This is a genomic window from Phenylobacterium sp. (assembly GCF_030679875.1).
Classification (GTDB): domain Bacteria; phylum Pseudomonadota; class Alphaproteobacteria; order Caulobacterales; family Caulobacteraceae; genus Phenylobacterium.
This window is the reverse complement of sequence record NZ_JAUXSP010000007.1, coordinates 30465-52398: the sequence shown is the minus strand read 5'-3', so window position 1 is coordinate 52398 and position 21934 is coordinate 30465. Positions and strand designations below refer to the sequence as shown.

The following is a 21934-nucleotide window of genomic DNA, read 5'->3' as shown; positions in this document are numbered from 1 at the left end:
TGAGCACAAACTGGCGGCGTAATCTGAACCCGAACCAACCTTAGCCAAGCCGCCAAACTGTACGGAGAACCGGCGCCACCTCAGACTGCTGGCGCGCGCCAGCAAGAAGCTCGTGGGTGAGGAAGGCCTTCTGCCGGAACTCGGGCCCACGCGCCTCGACCGCGATCTTCAGAAGTACATCTGGAACGGCAAGCCGCATCTCTCGCTGAGAGACCTATGGGAGTACCTCAACCGGTACACCTATCTGCCACGCTTGAAGAACCAGGCGGTGCTGGTGAAGACGGTGCAGGCCGCCGTAGGCGGTATGCTGCCCGGCCCCTTTGCATATGCCGAACGCTGGGACGAAAAGGCCGACGCCTATCTTGGTCTGGCAATCGAGCGCGCCGTCAACGCCGCCGTGGTGATCGATAGCGACAGCGTCATCATCAAGCCCGAGGTCGCAGAGGCGCGTCGGCCGGCTCCTGCGGAGCCCACTCCTCCGTCGCCCAATGGCGGCCCCTCGGAGCCGGGGGGAAAGCCCTCCACCACGGGGCCATCCGACGGCGCTCCTGGTGATCAGCCGGTGGAGAGAAGGCCGACCCGCTTTCTTGGAACGGTGATGATCTCTTCCGAGCGCCCTGCGCGGGAAATCCACCAGATCGTCGAGGCGATCGTCGAACAGCTGACGACTATTCCCGGCAGCGAGGTGTCGCTCAAGCTGGAGATCGATGCGGAAGTGCCGAGTGGTCTCGATAAGGCCAAGGTTCGAACCTTGATTGAAAACGCCAATACTCTGGGGTTCATCGAAAAAGATATTCGGTGACTGTCACGGACCTGTAAGCATCTGGCTCTACCGTGCCGTGCAAAAAGCGGCCGTGGACACGCCATGATGATCGGAACTCTATGACATGAGGGCTGGCGTAAAACCCAGCCGTCGCCTTGGCCTGGATCTGGCTTCGGTTCGTCTGGTGCTTGCAATCGCTGAGCATCGCAGCCTTCGCCGTACCGCTACGGCGATCGGGATGAGCGAGGCGGCCTTGAGCCACCGACTCCGCGCGCTTGAAGACGCGCTCACCGTCTCGCTCTTTCACCGATCCTCAAGTGGAGTCGAGCCGACCAAGGCCGGGGCCGCCTTCTTTGAAGAGGCTCGCGAGGCCCTGCGCGTCCTCGATCTGGCGGTCATCAACGCCGCCGCGACCAGCCGCGGCACGGCTGGCAAGCTGACGCTCGGCCTCACCACATCTTTATCGGCAGGCCGCTTGCGGACCGCCCTGAGCGCCTATGCCGAGGAGCATCCAGAAGTCGATCTCCAGCTCGTCGAAGGGGACAGATTTCGGATGGTGGAGGGGATCAGTTCGCGTGCGATCGACATTGCTGTCCTTCACGGCGGGCCCGACGACAAGCTGGGCGAGCCGCTGCTTCTTTGGCATGAGCGGTTGCATGTCCTCATAGCCCAGGGTCATCCGGTGTCAGGCTGCTCTGAAGTGCACTGGTCCGACCTTGAGGAGGAGACGCTTCTTGTCGCCGCCCAAAGCGTCGGCGCCGAGGCGGTGAAGTTGCTTGCCGGCAGGATGGGCAGGCACGGTCGCAGACCGGTGACCCGCTCACATTCGATCAGCCGTGAAACCGTATTGTCGATGGTGGGGATGGGCCTCGGCCTCACCCTGATGATCGAGTCTGCCCTTGGGAGCCTGCCGCAGGGCGTGGTGGCGATTCCCTTGGCTGGCGGCGACCAGGCGCTCGTCCCGCTCACCGCCTATCGCGACCCTAGCAATGACAACCCGCCTCTGCGGCGCTTCTGGTCGTTTCTCAAACGCGGCTACGTCGACCCGGCTCGGGTCGTGGCGCCATGCGATACTGATCGCCGCGCTTTGGCGAAGCCGCGGTCGGAAGCCATGAACCGCGCCAGCATCGGCGCGACCAGCTTGGCCGGTTCTGTGGACGTCCCGGTTTCCCGCGCCAGCACCTCGGCATAGGCCGTGAGGTCGCGATGCACGGCTGCGGGAAGTTCGATGGTCAGCCGGACAGGACGGTCATCGGTGATCGCGCCCAGTTTCAGCGCCGCCATGGTCAACCTCCGTAGGGTTCGAGCACGAGATCGCGGGTGACGATGACCCGCACCGGAACTCCTGGCCGGATGATGATCGTGGGCTGGATGTTGAGCGAACGGCCCACAATCTGACGGCCGGTCTGGCTGATGCTGTCCGAGGCGCCTCGGCGGATGGCCTGCAGGAGGTCGCTCTCGGACGACGATGTACCGGCTTCGGCGCCGATGCTCAGCAAGGTGGACAGCACGGCGCCGCGGAAGAGCTGGCCCCAGTGATTATCGACCTCGTCCTCAAGTCCGGCGTAACCGGAGGCGTCGGCGCCCGGTTGCCGTTCCAGAACGACCGAGCGCCCGTTGGGCAAGATTAGGCGGTTCCAGACCAGCAAGGCGCGCGATTGCCCGAACGCGATCTCGGCGTCGTACTGGCCGATGAGCCGCGCGCCCTGCGGGATGAGGAGAATGCGCCCGGTCGGGCTGTCGTAGACGTTCTCGGTCACCTGGGCGGTGATCTGCCCGGGAAGGTCGGAGCGAAGCCCGGTCACCATGGCGGCGGCGATCACCGCACCCGCCTGAACTGTATAAGGACTGAGCGGCGCCTGGAGCGCTTCGGCGCTCGCCGTCCGGCGGTCCGCGGTCCCATTGAGGAACGCCAGACGCCGCTCTGCATCGCTCGCCGGCGCTGAGGGACCGCCACCCGCTGCGGCGGCAACGCCACGCAGGATGCTATCAGGCGAACCCGACGCCGCGCTGGCGGCGGCCCCGCCGCCCTCGGCGGAAGTCTGCGTCTCACTGGCGAACAGGCGACTGGCGCGGGCGGCTTCGCGTTCCTGAGCAAGCCGCTGGCGCTCCTGCGCCAATCGCTGCGCCTCAGGATCGGGCGCGGGCGCTGCTGGCGCCGGCGCGCCGGGGAGGGGCTCGGGCTGAACGCCTGCATTCAGCATTGGTCGGCCAAGATCCCCCGGGAGCGGCGGCCCAAGCGGCGGCGCTTGCCGCGGCAGCCCCGCATAGTCGGCAGGCAGGCGCGACAGACCGTCGGCCGTGGAGCGATTGTCGGTGTTGTAGAGCTCGGCCTGGTCTGCGGGGCGACTGGACTGAAGCGCCCAGATCAGGCTGCCGCCAATCGCCAGCGCGGATACGCCGGCGAGGATGCCGAGCACCTTGCGCGACAGTCGAACGACCTTGGGCCGCTCGGGTCGCAAGCGCAGCTCCTCGGCGATCTCGCTTTCCGGGCGCGGCCGATCGGCCGGCGCGCCATCGGCATCTCCCGCCGTCACGATGCCGGCCTCCCGTCTATGCGCACGATCCGCACGCGCCGCTGGCGATCGGCGCCGAGACGAAGTTCCGCGCCGCCGAAGAGTCGGTCAACGACCATGTAGCGGCCGCGAACGCGGTAGTTGACCAGCTCGGCGCCGCCTTGGGCCCCGATGATCCACAACGGGGGCATTTCGCCCTGGGCGATGCCGCTGGGAAACTCGATGAACACCTGGCGCCCGTCGTCGAAGGCGCGGACCGGCCGCCAGGCCGGATTGTCGCCCTCGATGCGGTAGCGGAAATTGAGCGTCTCCAGAGCATCGAGCGGACTGGTGGCCGCAGGCTGCGCCGCCCACGCCTCGGCGTTCTGGCGGCGCAGGGCAATGAGTTCGTCTTGCGGATAGGACCAGGAGACGCTCGCCATATAGGTCCGCTCGGCCGCCCTCAGCTCGAGGTGATAGGTGCGCCGGTCGGTGTTGATGACGAGATTGGTCTGCAGGTCCGCGCGGGTCGGCTTCACCAGAATGTGGATCCTCCGGTTCGCGCCGCTTCCGCTTTCGGTGTCGCCGATGATCCAGCGCACCGTGTCGCCGGCAGCCACGGGACCGGTGCCGACCAGTTGCTCGCCCGCTTGCAAGGCGATGTCGGTGACCTGACCCGGCGCGGTATAGACTTGGTAAAGCGCGCCGTCGGCATAGGGGTAGACCTGCACCGCATTAAAGTAGCCGGACCGGCTGGGCTGGATGCGGGCGGCGCTGTTGGCGGCCTCGACGCGTGCTCGCGGGTCTGCCAGCTCGGGCGGCTGCGGTCGCGCCTCCGGGATTCGCTGCAGCTGGCCCGGAAGCGGCAGGGGCGTCGGTATTTCGACGATCTCAATCGCTTTGGGCGGCTCCGCTTCCAGGACCGCCGGCTGCGGGGTCGCCGCGGCGTCATAGGTAATGTCGGGCGGCGTCCAGGTGTGGGAGCAGGCGGCGACGGATACCGACGCGAGTAAAACGAGAGGGAGTGCGGTCAGTCGCATCAGCCGAGCTCCTTGGACCAGTTGAGGGCGTGGACGTAGACGCCGAGCGGGTTCTTACGCAGGCGCTCCACGTCGCGGGGGGTTTGGATGGTGATGGTTAGAATGGCTGTCCACCGCTCGGTGGCGGCCAGGGCGCCGTCGACATAGCGGCGTTCGACCCAGGCGACGCGGAAGCTGTCGGGCGAGGCCCGGATGACGCTGGAGACCTCGATTGAGACCTGTTCACGCCCGAGCTTGGCGAAGGGGTCGTTGACGCGGGCGTAGTCATTGAGCGCCAGCGCGCCTTGGTCGGTGGTGTAGTCGTAGGCACGCAGCCAGTTCTGGCGCAGCACGATGGGATCGGCCGGGATGGCACGCGTCTGCTCAATGAAGCGGGCCAGATGCCAGGCGATCTGCGGATCGGTCGGCCGATAGCTGGCGTCGGCCGGTGCAACCGCCTGCGCCTGACCGAGGCGATCGACCTGCACCACCCACGGCACCACGGTGCCCGAGGCTGCCTGCCAAACCACGGCGGTCGCAAGGCCGGCCGAGAGAAAGAGCGACCCAAACGCCATGAGGCGCCAGTTGCGGGCCTGGACACGCGCCGAGCCGATCCGGTCATCCCAAGCCTGGGCCGCGCGCTGATACGGCGTTTCGGGTTCGGGCGTTCGGCCATAGCGCGTCGACGATCGTTTGAAGAGCATCACTCAGCCTCTCGGACATTGACGGAAGATCCTGCGCCGCTGCCGTCGCCGGCCCGCACGGCGTGCACGGCGGTTTGGACGCCATGCGCCGCGGACTGCCGCCGCCGCATGGCCTTGGCCCAAGCGGGCTCGCTCGGCGCCGAGCCGGCGTCATTGGCGGGGCTCGCGCCAGAGACCTTGCCGCCCAGGCCTTCGAAGGCGGCGCGTCCGCCGGCCTGATATCGTTGGCCGAGGTCCGCGGCCGCCTTGCGCAGCGGCGACGCCGCAGCCGAGGCGCCCGCCCGTGCGACGCCGGAAAGACCGCCCGCGACGCTGCCGCCCTTGGCGGCGCTGCCCAGCTGGTAGGCGGCCGATGCGCCACCGGCGACGCTTGCCCCGCCCCGCGATGCGGCCAGCGCCGCGCCGCCCGCCATGCGCGCGCCGGCCGCGCCGGCCAGCACTGCGCCGCCGGCGGCCAGCCCTGTTCCGACTGCCGCACCGGCGCCCAGCTGCGGACCGCCAGACACGATGCCGTTGGCGATGGACGGACCGAAGATGCCGAGCCCCAGCAGCGAGAGGGCGGCCAGGACCAGAGCCATGGCGTCCTCGATCGTGGGCTGGGCCTGGAAGCCTTGGGTGAATTCGCCAAACAGGGTGGAGCCGATGCCGACCACGACGGCGAGCACCAGAACCTTGACCCCTGAGCTGATGACCAAGCCGAGGACCCGTTCGGCCATGAAGGCGGTCTTGTTGAACAGACCGAAGGGCACCAGCACGAAGCCGCACAGGGTGGCGAGCTTGAACTCGATCAGGCTGATGAAGAGCTGGATGGCGAGGATGAAGAACGAGAGCAGCACGATCGCCCAGGCCAGCAGCAGCACGGCGATCTGGATGAAGTTCTCGAAGAAGCTGATGTAGCCCATCAGCCCGGAGATGGACTCCAGGATCGGCCGGCCGGCGTCGAGACCGACCTGGGCGACGCGGCCGGGGCGCAGAAACTCCGCCGCGCTCAGGCTCGTGCCCGAGGCCTGTAATCCCAGCCCGGCGAAGCTGTCGAACACGATCCGGGCCAGCGTGTTCCAGTTGCCGATGATGAAGGCGAAGACGCCGACGAAGAGGGTCTTCTTGACCAGACGCGCGAGGATGTCGTCGTCCGCGCCCCAGGCCCAGAACAGCGCCGCGAGCGTGACGTCGATAACGATGAGGGTGGACGCCAGCCACGCCACCTCGCCTTGAAGAAGGCCAAAGCCGCTGTCGATGTAGCGGGTGAAGACTTCCAGGAAGCGGTCGATGACGCCCGTGCCTTCCATCAGCGGGCCTCCCGCGCGCCCAGGAAGCGACGACGGTTCTCGGCCCAAGCTTCCTTGCAGGCCGCGTCATCGAGTGCGGCGGCGCCCAGCTCGTTGCAGCGGAGGAGGTCGGCGCGGAGCGGATCTGTCTTGCCGGAGGGCCCGGGCTGAACGCTCGGTCGCGCGTCGCCAGTGGCCTTTGCGAAGAGCCATAGAAGCAGCGCAACGACCACGACGCCGAGGCCGAGCACGAGAAGGGCTCGGCCCGGCCTCGGCGGCTTCATCCCAATCGCGAACGGGCGGAAGAGGCGCATGATGCGTCAGCGATCGTGGAACATGGTGACGTCGGTCGGCTGATAGCCGGGGCCGGGGGTCAGGAAGCGGCGAAGCTGCTCGCGGCCCTGATCGGCCGCGGCGGCCCGTTGGGCGGCTTCGAGACTTTGGGCGCGGCCTTGGGCGGCGACGGCGGCCGTCAGGTCGGCCAGCTGCTGGGCCTGCAACGCGAGGAGCTGGTTGCCGGCCTGGGCCGCCTGCAGCGCGCCGGTCGCCGACTGGCTGGCGCCCACCAGGGCCGACATCTGGGTGCGGTTGGTCTCGATGTTGCCGACGACGCCGGCCTGCACGCGCATGGCGTCCTGCAGCGCCTTCACCGAGGTTTCCCAGCGCTGGCGGGCCGAGGCGAAAAGCGCCTGGTCGGAGCTGGAGGCGCTGGCCGGCGCGTAGCTCGTCTGAAACGCCCGATCGATCTGCTGGACGTCGTAGGCGATGCCTTGCGCCTCATTCAGAAGCTGCTGGGTGCGGGCCACCGACTGCTGGAGCTGTTGCAGCGAGGAATAGGGCAGGCTGGTCAGGTTACGGGCCTGGTTGATCAGGCTTTGCGCCTCGTTCTGCAGCGAGGTGATCTGATTGGTGACCTGCTGGAGCGAGCGCGCCGCCTGCAACACGTTCTGGGTATAGTTGGTCGGATCCCAGACGGTGATCTGGGCTTGGGCGGGAACGGTCAGCGCCGAGAGGCTCACGGCCGCGACACCGGCGGCCAGGAGGGAGCGAAGGCGGGCATTCATGGCATGGTCTCCTGCTGGGGGTGGATCAGATCTGCGGCCCACGCGACGCCGCGCGCTTCGAGCCAGGCCTTGGCGAAGTCTTTGGAGCCATGCCCGGCCATGAGGCGGGCGATCAGGCTTTGATCGGCCTTGCTGGACGCGGCGGTGAAGGCGAGTGCGACCTCGCCCAGGCCCAGTTCGAACAGGCGATTGCCGCGGCGCGACTGGCAGTAATAGTCGCGCTTGGGCGTGGCGCGGCTGAGGATCTCGATCTGGCGGTCGTTGAGGCCAAAGCGCCGATAGATGGCGGCGATCTGCGGCTCGAGCGCGCGCTCATTGGGCAGAAACAGCCGCGTCGGGCAGCTTTCAATGATGGCTGGCGCGATGACCGAGCCGTCAATGTCGGCGAGCGACTGGGTGGCGAAGACGACGCTCGCATTCTTCTTGCGCAGGGTCTTCAGCCACTCGCGCAACTGGCTGGCGAAGCCCTGGTCGTCGAGGGCCAGCCAGCCTTCGTCCACGATCAGCAGGGTCGGTCGGCCGTCGAGCCGGCGCTCGATGCGGTGGAAGAGATAGGCGAGCACCGGCCCGGCGGCGCCGGTGCCGATCAGCCCTTCGGTCTCGAAGGCCAGCACATCGGCCTCGCCAATCCGCTCAGCTTCATCGTCGAGCAGGCGCCCCCAGGGGCCGCCGACGCAGAAGGGCTTGAGCGCCTGCTTGAGGGGCTGGCTTTGCAGCAGGACCGATAGTCCGGTCAGGGTGCGTTCGGCCTTCGGAGCGGAGGCGAGATTGTTGAGGGCGGACCAGACCAGCTCCTTCACGTCCGGCGTGACGTCCACCTTTTCGCGCGCGAGAACCGCGGCGACCCACTCGGCCGCCCAGGCGCGCTCGTCATCGCCATCGATCTCGGCCAGCGGCTGTAGGGCCACAGGTTCGGCGGCGTCCTCGGCAAGCGATCCGCCCAGGTCATGCCAGTCGCCGCCCATGGCGAGCGCAGCCGCCCGGATCGATCCGCCGAAATCGAAGGCAAAGACCTGGGAGCCGGCATAGCGGCGAAACTGGAGCGCCATCAGCGCCAGCAGCACCGACTTGCCTGAGCCGGTAGGCCCAACCACCAGGGTGTGGCCGACGTCGCCGACATGGAGCGAGAAGCGAAACGGCGTCGACCCTTCCGTCTTGGCGAGAAAGAGTGGCGGCGCATCGAAATGCTCGTCCCGTTCCGGCCCGGCCCAGACCGCCGAAAACGGCATCATGTGCGCCAGATTCAGCGTTGAGATCGGGGGCTGGCGGACATTGGCGTAGACGTGACCGGGCAGGCTGCCGAGCCAGGCTTCGACGGCGTTGACCCGCTCGGCCATGCAGGTGAAGTCGCGGCCCTGAATGACTTTCTCGACCAGTCGAAGCCGTTCCTCGGCGACGCGGGGGTCCTTGTCCCACACCGTCACGGTGGCGGTGACATAGGCCGTGCCGACCAGATCTGATCCCAGCTCCTGGAGCGCCAGATCGGCGTCGGCCGCCTTGTTCGCGGCGTCGGTATCCATCAAGGCCGAGGCCTCGTTGGTCATGATCTCCTTGAGCATGGCCGCGATCGACTTGCGCTTGGCGAACCACTGGCGGCGGATACGGCCGAGCACCTTGGCGGCGTCGGTCTTGTCCAGGCAGATCGCCCGCGTCACCCAGCGATAGTCGAAGGCGAGGCGATTGAGGTCGTCCAGCAGGCCTGGCCAGGTCTGCGAGGGAAAACCCATCACCGTCAGCGTGCGCAGATGAGCCTCTCCCAGGCGCGGCTCCAGCCCCCCGATCAGCGGCTTATCGGCGAGGAAGGCGTCCAGGTGCATCGGCGTTTCAGGCACGCGGACCCGATGCCGGCGCGTGGAGATGGTTGCGTGGAGATAGGTCAGCGTCTCGACATCGGAGAGCCAGGCGGCCTCGGGCATGAAGCCCTCGATCAGATTCAGGACCCGATCGGTGCGATCGATGAAGGCGGCGAGTTGCTCGCGCCCGTCGACTCCTGACTGGTCGCGTCCCTCATAGAGCCAGGCTTCAGCGCGCGCGGCGTCCTCCGCTGGCGGCAACCAGAGCAGCGTGAGGAAATATGAGGACTCAAAATGGGCGCCGGCCTCGTCGAACTGGGCGCGGCGTTCATGGTCGACCAGGTTCGAGACGCCGTCGGGAAAGGCGCCTGGCGGATAGCCGCCCGCCGCATGGCGCTGGGCCTCGACGAAGATGGCCCAGCCCGAGCCGAGCCGGCGCAGCGCGTTGTTGAGCCGCGAGGTGGTGGCGACGAGCTCGGCCAGCGTGGCGCTATCGAGATCGGGCCCGCGGAACCGGGCCGTGCGTTGAAAGCTGCCATCCTTGTTGAGGATCACGCCCTCGCTGACCAATGCCGCCCAAGGCAGGAAGTCGGAGAGGCTTTGCGACTTGCCGCGATATTCAGTGAGGTTCAGCATCGCGCCTGCCTCATGCGCCGAGGTGGGTGGGGTAGCGCAGGTGGCGGCGGACAACCTCGACGAAGGCGGGGTCGCGCTTGGCCGCCCACACTGCGGCCATGTGCCCGACGAACCAGATCAGCAGGCCGGCCAGCCACAAGCGGAGGCCCAGGCCCAAGGCGGCGGCAAGCGTGCCGTTGATGATGGCCAGTGACCGCGGCGCGCCGCCGAGCAGGATCGGCTCGGTGAGGCTGCGCCGGACCGGCGCATAGAAGCCGACAGCGGGTTCGTCCGCGCCGAGCATCAGATCAGCGCTCCGCCGCCGAAGGAGAAGAAGGACAGGAAAAAGGAGCTGGCGGCGAAGGCGATCGAAAGGCCAAAGACGATCTGGATCATCTTGCGGGCGCCGCCCGAGGTGTCGCCGAACGCTAGGGTGAGACCGGTGACGATGATGATCATCACCGCGATGATCTTGGCCACCGGCCCCTGGATCGACTCCAGGATCGACTGGAGTGGGGCTTCCCAAGGCATGTTGGAGCCGGCCGCATAGGCCGGCGCGGTCACGATGGCGAACAAGGCGAAGGTCGCGGCGCCGGTGAGGCGACGGCAAAGAGGGGTCATGGCAGATCTCCTGGCGAGGAAGGCAGCTGAGGGACGAGCCGGTAGTCGCCGTCGGGGCCGAGCCCCTCGACGTGCGTGAGTTCGGCCAGGCGGCGGGCGGCGCCGCGGCCCGACAGAACCGCAATGAGATCGATGGTTTCAGCGATCAGCGCGCGCGGGACGGTGATCACCGCCTCCTGGATCAGTTGCTCGAGCCGACGCAGCGCCCCGAGCGCTGAGCCTGCGTGCAGAGTGCCGACGCCGCCGGGATGGCCGGTGCCCCAGGCCTTGATCAGATCGAGCGCCTCGCCGCCGCGCACTTCGCCGATGGGAATGCGGTCGGGGCGCAGCCGAAGCGCCGAGCGGACCAGATCGGTCAGGCTCGCAGCGCCGTCCTTGGTGCGCAGGGCCACAAGATTGGGCGCGGCGCATTGCAGTTCGCGCGTGTCCTCGATGAGGACGACGCGGTCGCCCGTCTGCGCCACCTCCGCCAACAGTGCATTGACCAGAGTGGTCTTGCCGGTCGAGGTGCCGCCGGCGACCAGGATGTTCTTGCGGGCGTGGACCGCGGCGCGCAGGCTCTGCGCCTGATCGGCGCGCATGATCCCCGCCCCGACATAGTCCGACAGGGTGAAGACGGCGACCGCAGGCTTGCGGATCGCGAAGCTGGGCGCCGCCACCACAGGCGGAAGCAGCCCCTCGAAGCGCTCTCCCGTCTCGGGCAGCTCGGCGGAGACGCGCGGATTGCCGGCATGGACCTCGGCGCCGACGTGGTGGGCGACAAGGCGCACGATGCGCTCGCCATCGGCGGCGCTGAGGCGCGCGCCGGTGTCTTCCAGGCCGCCGGCCAGCCGGTCGATCCAGAGGCGTCCATCGGGATTGAGCATCACCTCTACGATGGCGGGGTCGTCGAGGAAGGCGGCGATGTCGGCGCCGAGCGCGGTGCGCAGCATGCGCGCGCCGCGGGCGAAGCTTTCGGATCGGAAGGCGAGCGTGGTCACTGATGTCGTCCCGTTTCCTCGCGTCTCGCCGAAGGCGAGATCCTCAACGGGTCAATCAAGAAGCGGCGATCTGAGGCGGGTTCAACAGCGACGAGGGCGTAGTAGTGCGCTGGCGTACAACGGCAGGGAAACGGCGGTTTTAGTCCTCGTCGGCTTCGGTCTCGGCGGGAACGTCGCGGAGGATTTCGTCGGCGAAGCTGCGGCCCTTGGCGAGTCGCCGGCCCAAGGTCTCGACAAAGCCTTCGAAGCGCTCGCGGCCCTTGGCTTGCGCGGCGGCCTGGGCGGTGTCGGGCAGTGGCGGAACGGCCGTCAGCCAGAAGCGCACGAACAGGGCGATCGTCTCATTGCTGATCATGACGTGGCGCTCAAGCCGATCGATCTGGCGGGACATGCGATCGAGCCGGCGGGCCAGCGCCGCTTCAAGACGGTCGGCGCCGTCGGGGGAGAGGTGCGAAGCCAGCGCGGCCTGGACCACGTCGCCCTGGGCGACGCGGCGACGCCGCGCATAGTCGGCGAGATCCCGGCTGAGATCGGCCGGGATGCGGAAGGTCTGCTTGATCCTCGGCGGCGCCTTCACAGCACGATCCCGTCGTCGGGATCGAGGGCAGCCTGCCGCGCGAGGCCGCGCATACGCGCCTGCAGCGCCTGCGCCCGCAGGCCATCCTCGTCCGGCTCGTCCTCCAGCACCTCGAACTCGCGCGCCGGCCGGTCCGTCTCGGGCGCGACGGCTTCGTGGGGCGGGATCTCAGGTTCGCGGCGAATGCCGGCGTTCGCCGGGTCCGCGTCGGCCTCCTCGCCGCCCACGGATGCGGCGGCAGCGGGCGACACGATCGGCGCCAAGGGGCTGAGGCGGCTCCAGTCGTCGCCGCGATCCTGACCACGCTGTGGCCCTGGCGCCTTGCGCGGCTTCACCGGCGCGGGCAGCAGACGGGCTTTGAAGCGGCGGTCCTCATAGTATCGGGCCTTCTTGGCGCGGATCGGGAAGAGGCCGGAGACCAGGATGATGGCATCGGTCGGCGGCAGCTGCATGATCTCGCCGGGGGTCAGCAGCGCCCGAGCCGTCTCCTGGCGCGACACCATCAGATGCCCGAGCCAGGGCGACAGCCGATGGCCCGCGTAGTTGCGTGCGTCGCGGATTTCGGTGGCGGTGCCCAGCGCGTCGCTGACCCGCTTGGCGGTGCGCTCGTCGTTGGTCGCGAAGCTGACCCGGACATGGCAATTGTCGAGGATCGCATTGTTCGGGCCGTAGGCCTTTTCGATCTGATTGAGGCTCTGGGCGATCAGGAAGCTGCGGATGCCGTAGCCCGCCATGAAGGCCAGGGCGGACTCGAAGAAGTCGAGGCGGCCGAGCGCCGGGAATTCGTCGAGCATCAGCAGCAGGCGGTGCCGGCGGCCTTTGGCGTCGAGGTCTTCGGTAAGCCGGCGGCCCACCTGATTGAGGATCAGCCGGATGAGCGGTTTGGTGCGCGAGATGTCTGAGGGCGGCACGACCAGATAGAGGCTCGCGGGCCGCCGCTGGTCAACCAGATCGCAAATCCGCCAGTCGCACCGCCGGGTGACCCGCGCGACGACCGGGTCGCGATAGAGCCCCAGGAACGACATCGCGGTCGACAGCACGCCCGATCGCTCGTTCTCGCTCTTGTTCAGCAGCTCGCGCGCGGCCGAGGCGACGACGGGGTGGACGCCGTCGTCGCCAAGATGGGGCGTGGTCATCATCGCGCGCAGGGTGGTCTCAATGGGACGCTTCGGATCGGAGAGGAAGCCGGCGACCCCGGCCAACGTCTTGTCTGCCTCGGCATAGAGGACGTGAAGGATGGCCCCGACCAACAGCGCGTGGCTGGTCTTCTCCCAGTGGTTTCGCTTTTCCAGGGCGCCTTCGGGATCGACGAGGATGTCGGCGATGTTCTGGACGTCGCGCACCTCCGAGGGGCCGCGGCGGACTTCCAGCAGAGGATTGTAGGCGTCGGAATCGGCGTCGGTGGGATCGAAGCGCAGAACGCGGCTGAAGCGGGCGCGCCACCCCGCGGTCAGGCCGAAATTCTCGCCTTTGATGTCGTGAACGATGCAGGCGCCCGGCCAGGTCAGGAGCGTCGGGATGACCAGACCGACACCCTTGCCTGACCGGGTAGGCGCAAAGCACAGCACATGCTCGGGACCATCGTGGCGCAGATAGTCCCGGCGATAGCGCCCCAGGACCACCCCGTCGGGGCCGAGCAGCTTCGCGGCGCGCAGTTCGCGCGCCGTGGCCCACCGCGCCGATCCATAGGTCGTCACGTTCTTGGCTTCGCGCGCGCGCCATACCGACATGCCGATGGCGACGGCGATCGAGGCGAAGCCGCCGGCCGAGGCGATCAGCGCGCCTTCGAAGAAGATCTGCGGCGCATAGGCGTCGAAGAAATACCACCACCAGAAGAAGGCGGGCGGCGCGTAGATCGGATGATCGGCGAACACGAACCACGGGGCGCCCAGCTCGGGCTGATAGGCGAGGCGCCAGGCGGTCCATTGGGTCGCGGCCCAGACCGAGATCAACGCGATAAGGGCGACGATCAGAACCTGGCCCCAGAGAATGCGGGTGGCCGACATCGCGACACTCCTGACAGGGCAGTGCGCCGACCCTGGGAAAGGTCATCGGCGTTGCAAGAGTTCGGCCCATGGTGTCGCGCGGCCGGATAGGTTGGCGTGCAGATCGGCGGGGGGTCAGCCGAGGCCCAGCCCGCGCTTGCGCCCGAGCGACCAGTCTACGGTTCCGCCAGGCTGGACCACGCCTGCGATGTGCCGCCCGAGGTGCTGGTCGAGCGCGGTCTTCCACGGCACGAGCTCGAAGCCGAGGCCATTGTCGAGCATCACGAACCGGCCGGAGGCGAGCGTGACCCGTTGGCGATAGACGCCCGCGACCTGATCGCCGGCGCCGGAGGGCCGATGCGGCAGGCGGGCTTCCTTCGCGAGCCGAGCCGCAGCGTCTGCAAGCTCGCGCCGCCGCAGGGTTGCGATCAGATCCTTCTCGAAGGTCGGGCCCTGCGGCTGCCGCCGGGCCAGCCCCTGGCTCGCGAGCCGATCGATCCGTTGTTCGAGCGCCTCGCGAACTTCGCCGCCGAAGCCGCTCGCCGCCACCGGCCCCGGGTCGCGAGCGGTCAGGTGACGGTCGAGCCAGGTCGCTCCGGAGGCCGTGATCTGCTCTGAGAGCGAGAGGTCGGAGCGGACCGAGAGCGCGAGACGTTGCCGACCATCCGCGCCAGTGAACGGCCGGGCTTCAACGATCGCACCGATCGCCGCGTCGCCGGTCGCCGCGAGGTTCGGGAAACGCACGTGATGCGTCCGGCCGTCGATGCCGTCGATCACGACGTAGGCCGATCCGGTCAGCTCGTCCTGCAGGCCGCGGTCGACCAGGCGTCCCGTCACATTGGGCGCGGAGTCCCCGTGGATGGCGAAGGCGGCGACGCCGCGCGATTGCCCTTGACCTTCGAGCGCCCGGTGCATGGTCTTGATGATGTCGCCGCGCTCCCCAAGCGCGCGCAGCGTCGCCTCGGCGTCGGGCGCCATCGTCCATTGGGCGGGGCCGATGGCCTCCGTGACGCCGAGCCGTTCGAGACGCTGAGCGCGTCCGACCAGGACGTCATGGAGCTGGCGGTCGTCATGCGCCGCGCCGCCCGGTCTCAGGTCGATGACGCCGCCGCCGTCGTCGGTGTAGCCGCGCAGCGTCCGATCGAGGCCGGTCCAGCGCTCCGCATCCACCTCACGGCGCAGCGCCGCGGCGATGTCCCGCTCGCTACGCGGCCCAAGCTCAAGCGACACCAGGCGTTCGGCCTGGGCGCGCAATCCGCGGCCGATATAGTCGCGGCTGATGACCAGGTCCGTCTGATCGTCGGCGCGTCCCCGCACGAGGATGTGGACGTGGGGATTGTCGGTGTTGTGATGGGTCACCGCCACCCAGTCGAGGCGCGTGCCAAGGTCTCGTTCCGCCTGGGCCATCAGATCGCGGGTGAAGCCTTGCAGATCGCTCATCTGGCCGGCGTCCTCGGGCGAGACGATGAAGCGGAAATGATGCCGATCGGCTTCGCACCGATCGGCGAAGGCGCGCCCGTCCACATCTTCGCTCTGGGCGTCGAACAGCCGTCCGGCGGCGCCGTCACGGCTGGTTCCGTCGCGCTGCAGGTAGCTGAGGTGGGTGGCGAGCGGCGCGGCGCGAAACCGGCTGCCGCGATGACGCGCGACGCGAGCCTTGATGAGGACCCGGCGTCCGGGACTGCGCAGCGCCGCCCGCGCGCTGGCGAGGCGGCCGCGCCCGAAGGTCGAACGCCCGCGGCCCGCTCCGGCGAAGCGCGAGCCGGGATGGCCGGCGCGCTGGGCGGCGCGCATCACCTTTCCGACGAAGCTCTTGGCCTTGCCCCCGGGCGCGCCGCCGTCCCTGACCCGTCCCGGCCGGACATGAAGATCGCTGTCGCGCTCGCTCATGCGCCGATCCCGCCCACGATGGCGCTGCTGGCGGCCAAGGGCCTGATCGGCCAGGGGAAATGAACAGAATGTCTGGCAGGGTCCGCACTGGTGCCAGACGAAAATAGCCTGAAATCCCAACCGCATAGCCCATCGCCGCAGGCAGGGCTTTTATCTTGCCCTCTGCTCTGTTTTTGCCTGCCGGATCCGCGGTTTGACGGACCCGCGCCGCCGCCGGTGCGCTGCCGCCGCCGATCGCCGCCGTGAGCCCGCCGGTCGAGGAGGATCATCGCTGGGGATTCCGCTCGAAGGTCCGGGGCACGAACAGGCCGCTTGCTGCCGGTACGGGCGGAGCCAAACGCGTGATCGCCGCATCGTTTGCGTCGTTATCGGCCGCGCGCGCGGCGCCAAGTCCCGTGCGCGGAATGGCGATTTTTGGCGGTGAGGATTGGCGATCATTCGGCGCCGCGCGCGTCAGATCGGGCGCTGTGGCTTCGTCAGTCCGCCGCCGATCGACGGGCGATGCTTGCGACGCCAAATGGGCACTGATCTGCACGAAAAGCGGGGCCTCGAAGGGGGAAGGAGGAGGCGATGGGGGCGCGGCGATCGTGGCGCTTTCGAGCGAAACGCCCAGCGCTGGCGCAAGGCGGGCGAGATAGTTGATCGTCTCGGCGGGCAGCGCGCGGCGCCCCGCCAAATGGCTTTCCCAGCGTCCCGGACCGGCATTGTAGGCGGCGAGAAATCCCGGCGCGCCGTAGCGATCATACATCTGTCGCAGATAGGCGGCGCCGGCGAAGATATTGTCGCGGACATCGAAGGGATCAGGCCCCAGACCGTACTGGCGCCGCAGTTCGGCGTAGGTCCCAGGCATGATCTGCATCAGTCCCATGGCGCCGGCCCGGGAGACGGCGGTGCTATCGCCGGCGCTTTCGACGCGCATGACCGCACGTATCCAATGCTGCGGCACGCCAAAGCGGCGCGAGGCTTCTGCGATGGCGTCTGCCACGGGATCGATGCCCCTCGGCGACGCGGCGGGACGATCCTGGGCGGCGGCTTCATGGGCTGTGGTGCAACCGAACGCTAGGATGAGCGCGGCGAAACCAAGGCGAGCGGGGGCGATGATCCGCATCGTCAGTCGCCCTCCCTTGTCCACACGGGCCGGGCGCGGCCGATGATGCTGGAGGCTGGCAGAGGGCCGAAGTAGCGCCCGTCCAGCGACGCTGGGGCGCCGGGGTTCAGCAGGAAGACCTGGCCGTCCGCCAGCGTTATGCAGCCGCTCCAGACGGGCAGGGAGCGCCCGCGGCGATCGCGTAGCGACGCCTCGCCGACGATCTCTGCGTCGACCGTGATCGTGCGGCCGATGCGGCAAACGCGCTGTCCTGGAAGGGCGGCGACATGCTTGAGCAGCGGCACGCCTGGCGGGAGATAGCCGCCTTCGGAGAGAAAGCCGGCGAGCGGCGCTGGTGGCTCGACAGCGACGAGATCTCCCGCCGCCAGCGGCCGAGGCGGACTGATCGCGTAGAGGCCGATCGGCACGCTGGCGCTGGCGTTCCAGATCAGCCGCGGCGGCGGCTGCGTGACCGCCGTGATCGCAAGAAGCGCGACGGCGGCGGACGCCGCCATCAAGGGTTTCCAGGCGCGGGTCATAGGTCCAGGCTCCGCCGTGCGAGCCACGCCGCATGTCGCCGCGCCGTATAGGGGCGCGGCTCGTCAGCAGCGGCGAGGCGGTTGTGGATGTGTCGCCAATGATCGGGACAGGCGTCGGTCGGCGCCACGCCGAGCGCCTCGACCTGATCGATCGCGACGAGGACGCGCTCGACTTTGCGCCATCCGTTCGCCCGCAGCAGCAGTTCGCCGCCGGGAGTGACGCCGGGTATGGTGGTGTAGGCCTGTCCAGCGCGACAGGCGCGAAGGATGTCGATGCGCGAGACGATCGTGCCATGATCGCCCGAGGCCCAGCGGACGAAGGCGAAGACGCTGCCTGGCGCAAACCACAGGGCGCGACGGCGGCGATCCAGGATCTCCTCTTCGGCCACCTCGCCGAAGCGGATCCAGCGTTCGATCTTGCCTTCCAGATGAAGGAGCTCGACCCGGGTTCTGGCGGCGGCGAGCCCAGTCATGAGGCGTCGCCGTCGTCGGGGAACTCGCGGTCGAGCAGGGCGCGCAGCATGTCGGCCACGGTCTGGCCGTTGCGGAAGGCGATGATCTTGAGCCGGCCGCGCATGGCCGGGGTGACGTCGATCGTCAGGCGCGCGGCGAACGCCTCCTTGGGCCCGATCGCAGCGCGGTCCGGTGCGCGCACCCACGCCTCGGGATCGCTGGGACGCTGGATGAAGGCGGGCTTGCGGCTCCCGGTCATGGCGCCAGCCCATCGAGTTCGGCCGCACAGGCGCTGATCTCGCGCGCCGCCAGCTCGCCGCCGGTGATTTCGGAAGCCAGGCGCCCGGTCCGCGCGGCGTCGGCGAAGGCGACGCGCTGACCGATGCGGCTCGCCAGCACCGGGGGATCCTGATCGATGAGGGCCTCGGCCGTCTCGCGGGCGATCACCGTGCGCGCCGCGCAACGGTTCAGAAGCATCCTGGCGCGTAGCTGCGGGCGGAAGACCCGGGCCTCGTCGAGCAGCCTGAGCATTTCGGCCGAAGCCCAGCCGTCGAAGGGAGAGGGCTGAGCCGGAATGACGATTAGATCGGCGGCGAGCAGCGCCGAGCGGGCGATCCCTGCGACGCGCGGCGGCCCATCGACGACCACATGGTCGACGTCGCGTCCAAGCTCCGGAAGCTCCTTGTGCAGCGTCTCGCGCGCCAGGCCGAGAACGCCGAACAGCCGAGGCAGACCCTCGCGCACGCGTTGTTCAGCCCAGTCCAGGGCCGAGCCTTGCGGGTCCGCGTCGACGACAAGCACCCGCCGGCCGCGAGCGCTCCAGGCGCCGGCTAGGTGCAAGGCGAGGGTCGTTTTGCCGACGCCGCCCTTCTGGTTGAGCAGGGCGACGATCATCGGCGTCCACCCGCTGGCGGCCGCCTGAATGAAGCGGCTTGAGGGCGGATGCCGGGCGTTAGAAAGAATCCGTAGGATTCTAGGTTAGGGAAGTTAAGGGGCAGGCAAGTCGCGGAAACATAGGAGTTATTCCGCCAATTCGGTCCCTGATGGCACGAGGCCGCGGTCCCCGATGGCACGATAGTTCCGGTCCTCGATAGCACGAGACAATTCACAGCTTTTCCCCCGTCGCGGCGACCCGCAGGCGGCGAGGAATGGCAAAGTCCAGGGGATCGGTGGTGGGGACGAAGACCAGCCGGTCGAAGCCATAGGGGCGTTCAAGCGTCAGCTTGTAGCCGGGCAGGGGCTGGCGCCGGACGATGTCGCGCAGGTCGTAGGCGAAATGCTTCAGCGGGCTGAGCGAGCCGGACTTGGCGTGAAGATGGGTGAGGTCGAAGCTCCAGCCGCCGGGTTGGCGCCCGCCGTGTTTGCGCACAATGCGGTACAGCCAGCGCTCGAGCCCGCCGGTGAGATCGAAGTAAGCGCGGTCGATGGTGAGAACGAGCGCATCGTCCAGGACCCCTGAGTAGAACCAGTCGGGCAGGATCAGCTCGATGCCATAGGGCCGGCCCTTGGCGTCGGCGGTTTCCTTCCACTCGTTGATCCAGGAGAAGCGGTGTCGCCGCCGCTCGGTGGGCTGGCGAATGGTGGTGGCGATCGTCGTCGCCTGCAGGCGGTCGAGGCCTGCCTTCAACCGGTCGTAGTCACGAACGGAGGTGCCTCGGCCGACAAAGGTCAGGATTTCATAGGGCGTCGCGGCCATCAGGCGGGAGGTGCGAAGGCCGTGGTCGCGGGCTTCCACCAGCTGGCTCGCCGCCCAGATCAGGACATCCGCGTCCCAGATCGTGGCCATGCCGTGCTCGGGGACGGCCTCGACGCGGATGGCGACAGGCCCCGCCTGAAAATCGATCGGCTTGAGGCGCTTGGATTTGGCCAGGCTGAAGAACGGATAGGCCATCAGGTCCTGCGCGTCGCGCGGCGCAAGGTCGCCCGGCAGCGCCCGGAACAGTTCCAGCTGCTCACGCTCAAGGGAGGGGCGTCGCCGCGCCGACATCGCACCGGATCCCGTACTCAGCCGCGCCGCTCGTCGGCGAAAGCCGGCGGGGCAACGGCGTGGCGCTTTGCGGGCAGGACCACGCTGCCGGTCTCATCGCTGGTCGAGGACTTGGCGCCGCGATCAACCCAGATCTGCAGGTCCTCGACGCGGTAGACCACGCGCCCGCCGATCTTGGAGTAGCGAGGTCCGGTGCCATAGGTCCGGTGCTTCTCGAGGGTGCGCCCCGAAAGGCCCAGAAACCGAGCGGCTTCGGGCGTGCGCAGGTAGCGGGGCGGCAAGGCCGCGGGTGAGGACATATCGGGCCTCCGAAGGCTTGCGGCGGCCCGCGAGGGCGGGCGTCGGTCGGAGGCGAGATTGGCGAAGTGCGAAAGGGTCGAGGCGGGTCGGAAACGAGGGTCCGCGTTTGCGACCCGGCGCAAGCCGGGATCGCCTGTCGATGCTAGGGCTTGAGGAGCTTGCGATAACCGCCGGCGATCATGGCGAGGCCGTCGCGGATCAGGCGGGACGTGCGGCTGCGCAGGTGGTGGTCGTCGAAGGCGACGCCGTCAGGCACCGCGTCGGGACCGAAGATGACTTCGGCGATCTCGCGGCGAGTGGCGCTCGCCTGACGGCCATCGGCGGCCCGCAGCGCCATGGCGAGCCGCTCCCGCCGCGAAGGACTGATGTCCCCCGGAGGCGGGCCGGAGGACTGGCCGAGAAGGATGCGCCACAAGTGCGCCAGTGCTTCAAGGCGGGTCGGCGCGCTGGCGTCGAGCGGAACCAGCGCCATGAGCGGAGCGTCCGCCGGAAGGTCGGCCGGACTTAGAGCTATGCTCGCGCCGGTGGGCAGGCCCAGCTTGGAGTAGGCGCCCTCATCGGCGCGCCGCACCTGGCGCACAGGGAGGTCTGATGTGGTGGTGACGGCCAGTCCGCTCGTGTCACCGACGAGCTGGACAAGGCGAGGATCAAGGCTCGGAAGCCAATAGACTTCGGCATCGCCTGCGGGCAGGCGTGGGTCCACGGCGAAATCGCAAGCCCCAGCGCTGCGCAATCACGTCGGCGGCTTCGGGCGTGTGGCGCACCGCGGACGCATAAGCCCGCCGATAGCCGATGTCGCGCCGCAGGAACTCCCAGGCCAGATCCGCAACCGGGAGCTGCGCCGCCTGATGATAGGCGGCCGGATCACGCCAGTTCGGCTTACTCGACATCACGATCCCCCTGACTGAGACGCGCTGGAGTTGCGCGCGCGGCAGAGGATTCGGGTTTCGGACGGAGATATTGAACCCCGGAGATGCTGAGCAAGTGATCGCGAAAACCGATCACGCCTTTTGCTCATCTCGGGCGTTGATTCTGATTGTCTCGCACATTGGCAGGCGCAGCGCAACGCCTCCCCGGCGACAGCGCCTGGGGCGGTCATTTGCTCTAGACAAGACCTTGATAGCCCTGAGCGCTGATCCAGCGCGCCCGGGCCAGATGGCTGTCGTACAGGGTTCGTGCGCGCTCGGTGTGGTCGATGTCGGGGTCAAGGCCGAAGACGATCCGCACCACTTCGCGCCAGTCAGCGCCCTCGTCAGCCGCGTCCAGCAGGCGCAGATAGGTCTGCACATGACCGCGATCATAGTCGGTCAGCTCGGGAGCGTCTGGCGCTTGGTCCAGGAAAGGGCGATCGTTCATCGCGGCGGGCCTTGTAGCGAAGGCTGGAGCGCAGAGTGAGCGAAACGCGATGGCGCGGCCACAGGGTAAATTCGTCGCCCTGCTGGAAGCCAAGAAATGGGGACTGCTTCCACGCTCGACGCCTCCGCGCATGAGGTCTGTAGAGAATACTCCGTGGTGAAATACTCGACAAGCCCGTGCTGTCTCGTCCATGGAGATACGAGAGGTGCTCGCGCTTAACCTGAGGACTTACCGGCAGGCCCAGGAGCTTTCGCAGGAAGAGCTGGCGCACCGTGCCGACATTGACCGAACCTATATCAGCGCATTGGAGCGATGCGTCTATGCCGCGAGCATCGATGTCGTCGATCGGCTGGCGCGGGTGCTGGGCGTAGACGCCGCAGATCTCTTGCGGCCACCCAGCGCATCACGTGACGCCGGAGCGCCGCCGCCGGCTTGACC

At 68.3% G+C, this 21934-nt stretch carries 26 protein-coding genes and 1 pseudogene; 3 read left to right on the top strand and 24 right to left on the bottom strand.

Annotated features, from left to right (window positions below):
* Positions 1-112: 112 nt before the first annotated feature.
* Positions 113-802 carry a hypothetical protein gene (locus Q8K84_RS04735; RefSeq protein ID WP_305281350.1) on the top strand — a complete coding sequence of 230 codons (690 nt, stop codon included), beginning with the start codon at positions 113-115 and terminating at the stop codon, positions 800-802.
* Positions 803-887: 85 nt separating this feature from the next.
* A pseudogene (locus Q8K84_RS04730) lies at positions 888-1784 on the top strand (LysR family transcriptional regulator); the annotation flags it as partial.
* A gap of 14 nt (positions 1785-1798) precedes the next feature.
* On the opposite strand, the gene Q8K84_RS04725 reads toward Q8K84_RS04730, so the two are convergent.
* The 24 genes from Q8K84_RS04725 to Q8K84_RS04615 all read right to left on the bottom strand — a co-directional run bounded on the left by Q8K84_RS04725 (position 1799) and on the right by Q8K84_RS04615 (position 21496).
* Positions 1799-2047, bottom strand: coding sequence for a DUF2274 domain-containing protein (locus Q8K84_RS04725; RefSeq protein ID WP_305281348.1), 249 nt, complete (start codon positions 2045-2047; stop codon positions 1799-1801).
* 2 nt (positions 2048-2049) lie between these two features.
* Positions 2050-3300 (bottom strand): TrbI/VirB10 family protein, encoded by a 1251-nt coding sequence (locus tag Q8K84_RS04720; protein ID WP_305281347.1) that lies wholly within the window; start codon positions 3298-3300, stop codon positions 2050-2052.
* Positions 3297-4298, bottom strand: coding sequence for a P-type conjugative transfer protein TrbG (gene trbG, locus Q8K84_RS04715; protein ID WP_305281345.1), 1002 nt, complete (start codon positions 4296-4298; stop codon positions 3297-3299). The genes Q8K84_RS04720 and trbG overlap by 4 nt, the downstream gene beginning before the upstream one ends.
* Positions 4298-4981, bottom strand: coding sequence for a conjugal transfer protein TrbF (gene trbF, locus Q8K84_RS04710; protein WP_370867833.1), 684 nt, complete (start codon positions 4979-4981; stop codon positions 4298-4300). The genes trbG and trbF overlap by 1 nt, the downstream gene beginning before the upstream one ends.
* Positions 4981-6270 (bottom strand): P-type conjugative transfer protein TrbL, encoded by a 1290-nt coding sequence (gene trbL / locus Q8K84_RS04705; protein ID WP_305281340.1) that lies wholly within the window; start codon positions 6268-6270, stop codon positions 4981-4983. The genes trbF and trbL overlap by 1 nt, the downstream gene beginning before the upstream one ends.
* On the bottom strand, positions 6270-6563 hold the full coding sequence (trbK-alt, locus tag Q8K84_RS04700; protein ID WP_305281337.1) for a putative entry exclusion protein TrbK-alt: 294 nt from the start codon (positions 6561-6563) through the stop codon (positions 6270-6272). The genes trbL and trbK-alt overlap by 1 nt, the downstream gene beginning before the upstream one ends.
* A gap of 6 nt (positions 6564-6569) precedes the next feature.
* Positions 6570-7313 (bottom strand): P-type conjugative transfer protein TrbJ, encoded by a 744-nt coding sequence (trbJ, locus tag Q8K84_RS04695; protein ID WP_305281334.1) that lies wholly within the window; start codon positions 7311-7313, stop codon positions 6570-6572.
* Entirely contained in the window at positions 7310-9742 is a 2433-nt protein-coding gene (gene trbE, locus Q8K84_RS04690) for a conjugal transfer protein TrbE (protein ID WP_305281331.1), read from the bottom strand. Before trbE ends, trbJ begins: the two co-directional genes overlap by 4 nt.
* A 10-nt stretch (positions 9743-9752) precedes the next feature.
* Positions 9753-10025: a VirB3 family type IV secretion system protein gene (locus Q8K84_RS04685; protein WP_293421425.1), complete on the bottom strand. Its 273-nt coding sequence runs from the start codon at positions 10023-10025 to the stop codon at positions 9753-9755.
* On the bottom strand, positions 10025-10342 hold the full coding sequence (locus Q8K84_RS04680) for a TrbC/VirB2 family protein (protein WP_293421427.1): 318 nt from the start codon (positions 10340-10342) through the stop codon (positions 10025-10027). Before Q8K84_RS04680 ends, Q8K84_RS04685 begins: the two co-directional genes overlap by 1 nt.
* On the bottom strand, positions 10339-11274 hold the full coding sequence (gene trbB, locus Q8K84_RS04675) for a P-type conjugative transfer ATPase TrbB (RefSeq protein WP_305281352.1): 936 nt from the start codon (positions 11272-11274) through the stop codon (positions 10339-10341). Before trbB ends, Q8K84_RS04680 begins: the two co-directional genes overlap by 4 nt.
* A 187-nt stretch (positions 11275-11461) precedes the next feature.
* A complete protein-coding gene (locus Q8K84_RS04670) occupies positions 11462-11899 on the bottom strand; it encodes a CopG family transcriptional regulator (protein WP_305281318.1) in 438 nt (145 codons plus the stop codon).
* Positions 11896-13905, bottom strand: coding sequence for a conjugal transfer protein TraG (locus tag Q8K84_RS04665; RefSeq protein ID WP_305281315.1), 2010 nt, complete (start codon positions 13903-13905; stop codon positions 11896-11898). The genes Q8K84_RS04670 and Q8K84_RS04665 overlap by 4 nt, the downstream gene beginning before the upstream one ends.
* Positions 13906-14019: 114 nt before the next feature.
* Positions 14020-15774, bottom strand: coding sequence for a DUF3363 domain-containing protein (locus Q8K84_RS04660; protein ID WP_305281312.1), 1755 nt, complete (start codon positions 15772-15774; stop codon positions 14020-14022).
* A 265-nt stretch (positions 15775-16039) separates the two neighbouring features.
* Complete coding sequence (locus Q8K84_RS04655; protein WP_305281309.1) at positions 16040-16882, bottom strand: lytic transglycosylase domain-containing protein; 843 nt, start codon at positions 16880-16882, stop codon at positions 16040-16042.
* Positions 16883-16884: 2 nt separating this feature from the next.
* On the bottom strand, positions 16885-17400 hold the full coding sequence (locus Q8K84_RS04650; protein ID WP_305281306.1) for a S26 family signal peptidase: 516 nt from the start codon (positions 17398-17400) through the stop codon (positions 16885-16887).
* Entirely contained in the window at positions 17397-17873 is a 477-nt protein-coding gene (locus tag Q8K84_RS04645; protein ID WP_305281304.1) for a DUF2840 domain-containing protein, read from the bottom strand. Before Q8K84_RS04645 ends, Q8K84_RS04650 begins: the two co-directional genes overlap by 4 nt.
* A complete protein-coding gene (locus tag Q8K84_RS04640; RefSeq protein ID WP_305281301.1) occupies positions 17870-18112 on the bottom strand; it encodes a hypothetical protein in 243 nt (80 codons plus the stop codon). The genes Q8K84_RS04645 and Q8K84_RS04640 overlap by 4 nt, the downstream gene beginning before the upstream one ends.
* Positions 18109-18747, bottom strand: coding sequence for a ParA family partition ATPase (gene parA / locus Q8K84_RS04635; RefSeq protein WP_305281299.1), 639 nt, complete (start codon positions 18745-18747; stop codon positions 18109-18111). Before parA ends, Q8K84_RS04640 begins: the two co-directional genes overlap by 4 nt.
* Positions 18748-18958: 211 nt before the next feature.
* Entirely contained in the window at positions 18959-19840 is an 882-nt protein-coding gene (locus Q8K84_RS04630; RefSeq protein ID WP_305281296.1) for a replication initiator protein A, read from the bottom strand.
* 17 nt (positions 19841-19857) lie between these two features.
* Complete coding sequence (locus Q8K84_RS04625) at positions 19858-20139, bottom strand: AlpA family transcriptional regulator (RefSeq protein ID WP_305281293.1); 282 nt, start codon at positions 20137-20139, stop codon at positions 19858-19860.
* A 143-nt stretch (positions 20140-20282) separates the two neighbouring features.
* Positions 20283-20843 carry a DUF2285 domain-containing protein gene (locus Q8K84_RS04620; protein ID WP_305281290.1) on the bottom strand — a complete coding sequence of 187 codons (561 nt, stop codon included), beginning with the start codon at positions 20841-20843 and terminating at the stop codon, positions 20283-20285.
* The gene (locus tag Q8K84_RS17375) at positions 20788-21030 is read right to left on the bottom strand and encodes a transcriptional regulator domain-containing protein (RefSeq protein WP_370867832.1); all 243 of its coding nucleotides are present in this window, start codon (positions 21028-21030) and stop codon (positions 20788-20790) included. The genes Q8K84_RS04620 and Q8K84_RS17375 overlap by 56 nt, the downstream gene beginning before the upstream one ends.
* Before the next feature lie 214 nt (positions 21031-21244).
* Complete coding sequence (locus Q8K84_RS04615; RefSeq protein ID WP_305281288.1) at positions 21245-21496, bottom strand: DNA -binding domain-containing protein; 252 nt, start codon at positions 21494-21496, stop codon at positions 21245-21247.
* A 205-nt stretch (positions 21497-21701) separates the two neighbouring features.
* Here Q8K84_RS04615 and Q8K84_RS04610 point away from each other — a divergent pair, with 205 nt between their 5' ends.
* The gene (locus Q8K84_RS04610) at positions 21702-21932 is read left to right on the top strand and encodes a helix-turn-helix domain-containing protein (RefSeq protein ID WP_305281286.1); all 231 of its coding nucleotides are present in this window, start codon (positions 21702-21704) and stop codon (positions 21930-21932) included.
* The last annotated feature ends 2 nt before the right edge of the window (positions 21933-21934 follow it).

Excerpts from the sequence above, each read along its gene's own strand:
- Q8K84_RS04725 (WP_305281348.1), bottom strand. The coding sequence starts at position 2,047 with ATGGCGGCGCTGAAACTGGGCGCGATCACCGATGACCGTCCTGTCCGG.
- trbG (WP_305281345.1), bottom strand. The coding sequence starts at position 4,298 with ATGCGACTGACCGCACTCCCTCTCGTTTTACTCGCGTCGGTATCCGTC.
- trbF (WP_370867833.1), bottom strand. The coding sequence starts at position 4,981 with ATGCTCTTCAAACGATCGTCGACGCGCTATGGCCGAACGCCCGAACCC.
- trbL (WP_305281340.1), bottom strand. The coding sequence starts at position 6,270 with ATGGAAGGCACGGGCGTCATCGACCGCTTCCTGGAAGTCTTCACCCGC.
- trbK-alt (WP_305281337.1), bottom strand. The coding sequence starts at position 6,563 with ATGCGCCTCTTCCGCCCGTTCGCGATTGGGATGAAGCCGCCGAGGCCG.
- trbJ (WP_305281334.1), bottom strand. The coding sequence starts at position 7,313 with ATGAATGCCCGCCTTCGCTCCCTCCTGGCCGCCGGTGTCGCGGCCGTG.
- trbE (WP_305281331.1), bottom strand. The coding sequence starts at position 9,742 with ATGCTGAACCTCACTGAATATCGCGGCAAGTCGCAAAGCCTCTCCGAC.
- Q8K84_RS04685 (WP_293421425.1), bottom strand. The coding sequence starts at position 10,025 with ATGCTCGGCGCGGACGAACCCGCTGTCGGCTTCTATGCGCCGGTCCGG.
- Q8K84_RS04680 (WP_293421427.1), bottom strand. The coding sequence starts at position 10,342 with ATGACCCCTCTTTGCCGTCGCCTCACCGGCGCCGCGACCTTCGCCTTG.
- trbB (WP_305281352.1), bottom strand. The coding sequence starts at position 11,274 with ATGCTGCGCACCGCGCTCGGCGCCGACATCGCCGCCTTCCTCGACGAC.
- Q8K84_RS04665 (WP_305281315.1), bottom strand. The coding sequence starts at position 13,905 with ATGTCGGCCACCCGCATTCTCTGGGGCCAGGTTCTGATCGTCGCCCTT.
- Q8K84_RS04660 (WP_305281312.1), bottom strand. The coding sequence starts at position 15,774 with ATGAGCGAGCGCGACAGCGATCTTCATGTCCGGCCGGGACGGGTCAGG.
- Q8K84_RS04655 (WP_305281309.1), bottom strand. The coding sequence starts at position 16,882 with ATGCGGATCATCGCCCCCGCTCGCCTTGGTTTCGCCGCGCTCATCCTA.
- Q8K84_RS04650 (WP_305281306.1), bottom strand. The coding sequence starts at position 17,400 with ATGACCCGCGCCTGGAAACCCTTGATGGCGGCGTCCGCCGCCGTCGCG.
- Q8K84_RS04645 (WP_305281304.1), bottom strand. The coding sequence starts at position 17,873 with ATGACTGGGCTCGCCGCCGCCAGAACCCGGGTCGAGCTCCTTCATCTG.
- Q8K84_RS04640 (WP_305281301.1), bottom strand. The coding sequence starts at position 18,112 with ATGACCGGGAGCCGCAAGCCCGCCTTCATCCAGCGTCCCAGCGATCCC.
- parA (WP_305281299.1), bottom strand. The coding sequence starts at position 18,747 with ATGATCGTCGCCCTGCTCAACCAGAAGGGCGGCGTCGGCAAAACGACC.
- Q8K84_RS04630 (WP_305281296.1), bottom strand. The coding sequence starts at position 19,840 with ATGTCGGCGCGGCGACGCCCCTCCCTTGAGCGTGAGCAGCTGGAACTG.
- Q8K84_RS04625 (WP_305281293.1), bottom strand. The coding sequence starts at position 20,139 with ATGTCCTCACCCGCGGCCTTGCCGCCCCGCTACCTGCGCACGCCCGAA.
- Q8K84_RS17375 (WP_370867832.1), bottom strand. The coding sequence starts at position 21,030 with ATGTCGAGTAAGCCGAACTGGCGTGATCCGGCCGCCTATCATCAGGCG.
- Q8K84_RS04615 (WP_305281288.1), bottom strand. The coding sequence starts at position 21,496 with ATGAACGATCGCCCTTTCCTGGACCAAGCGCCAGACGCTCCCGAGCTG.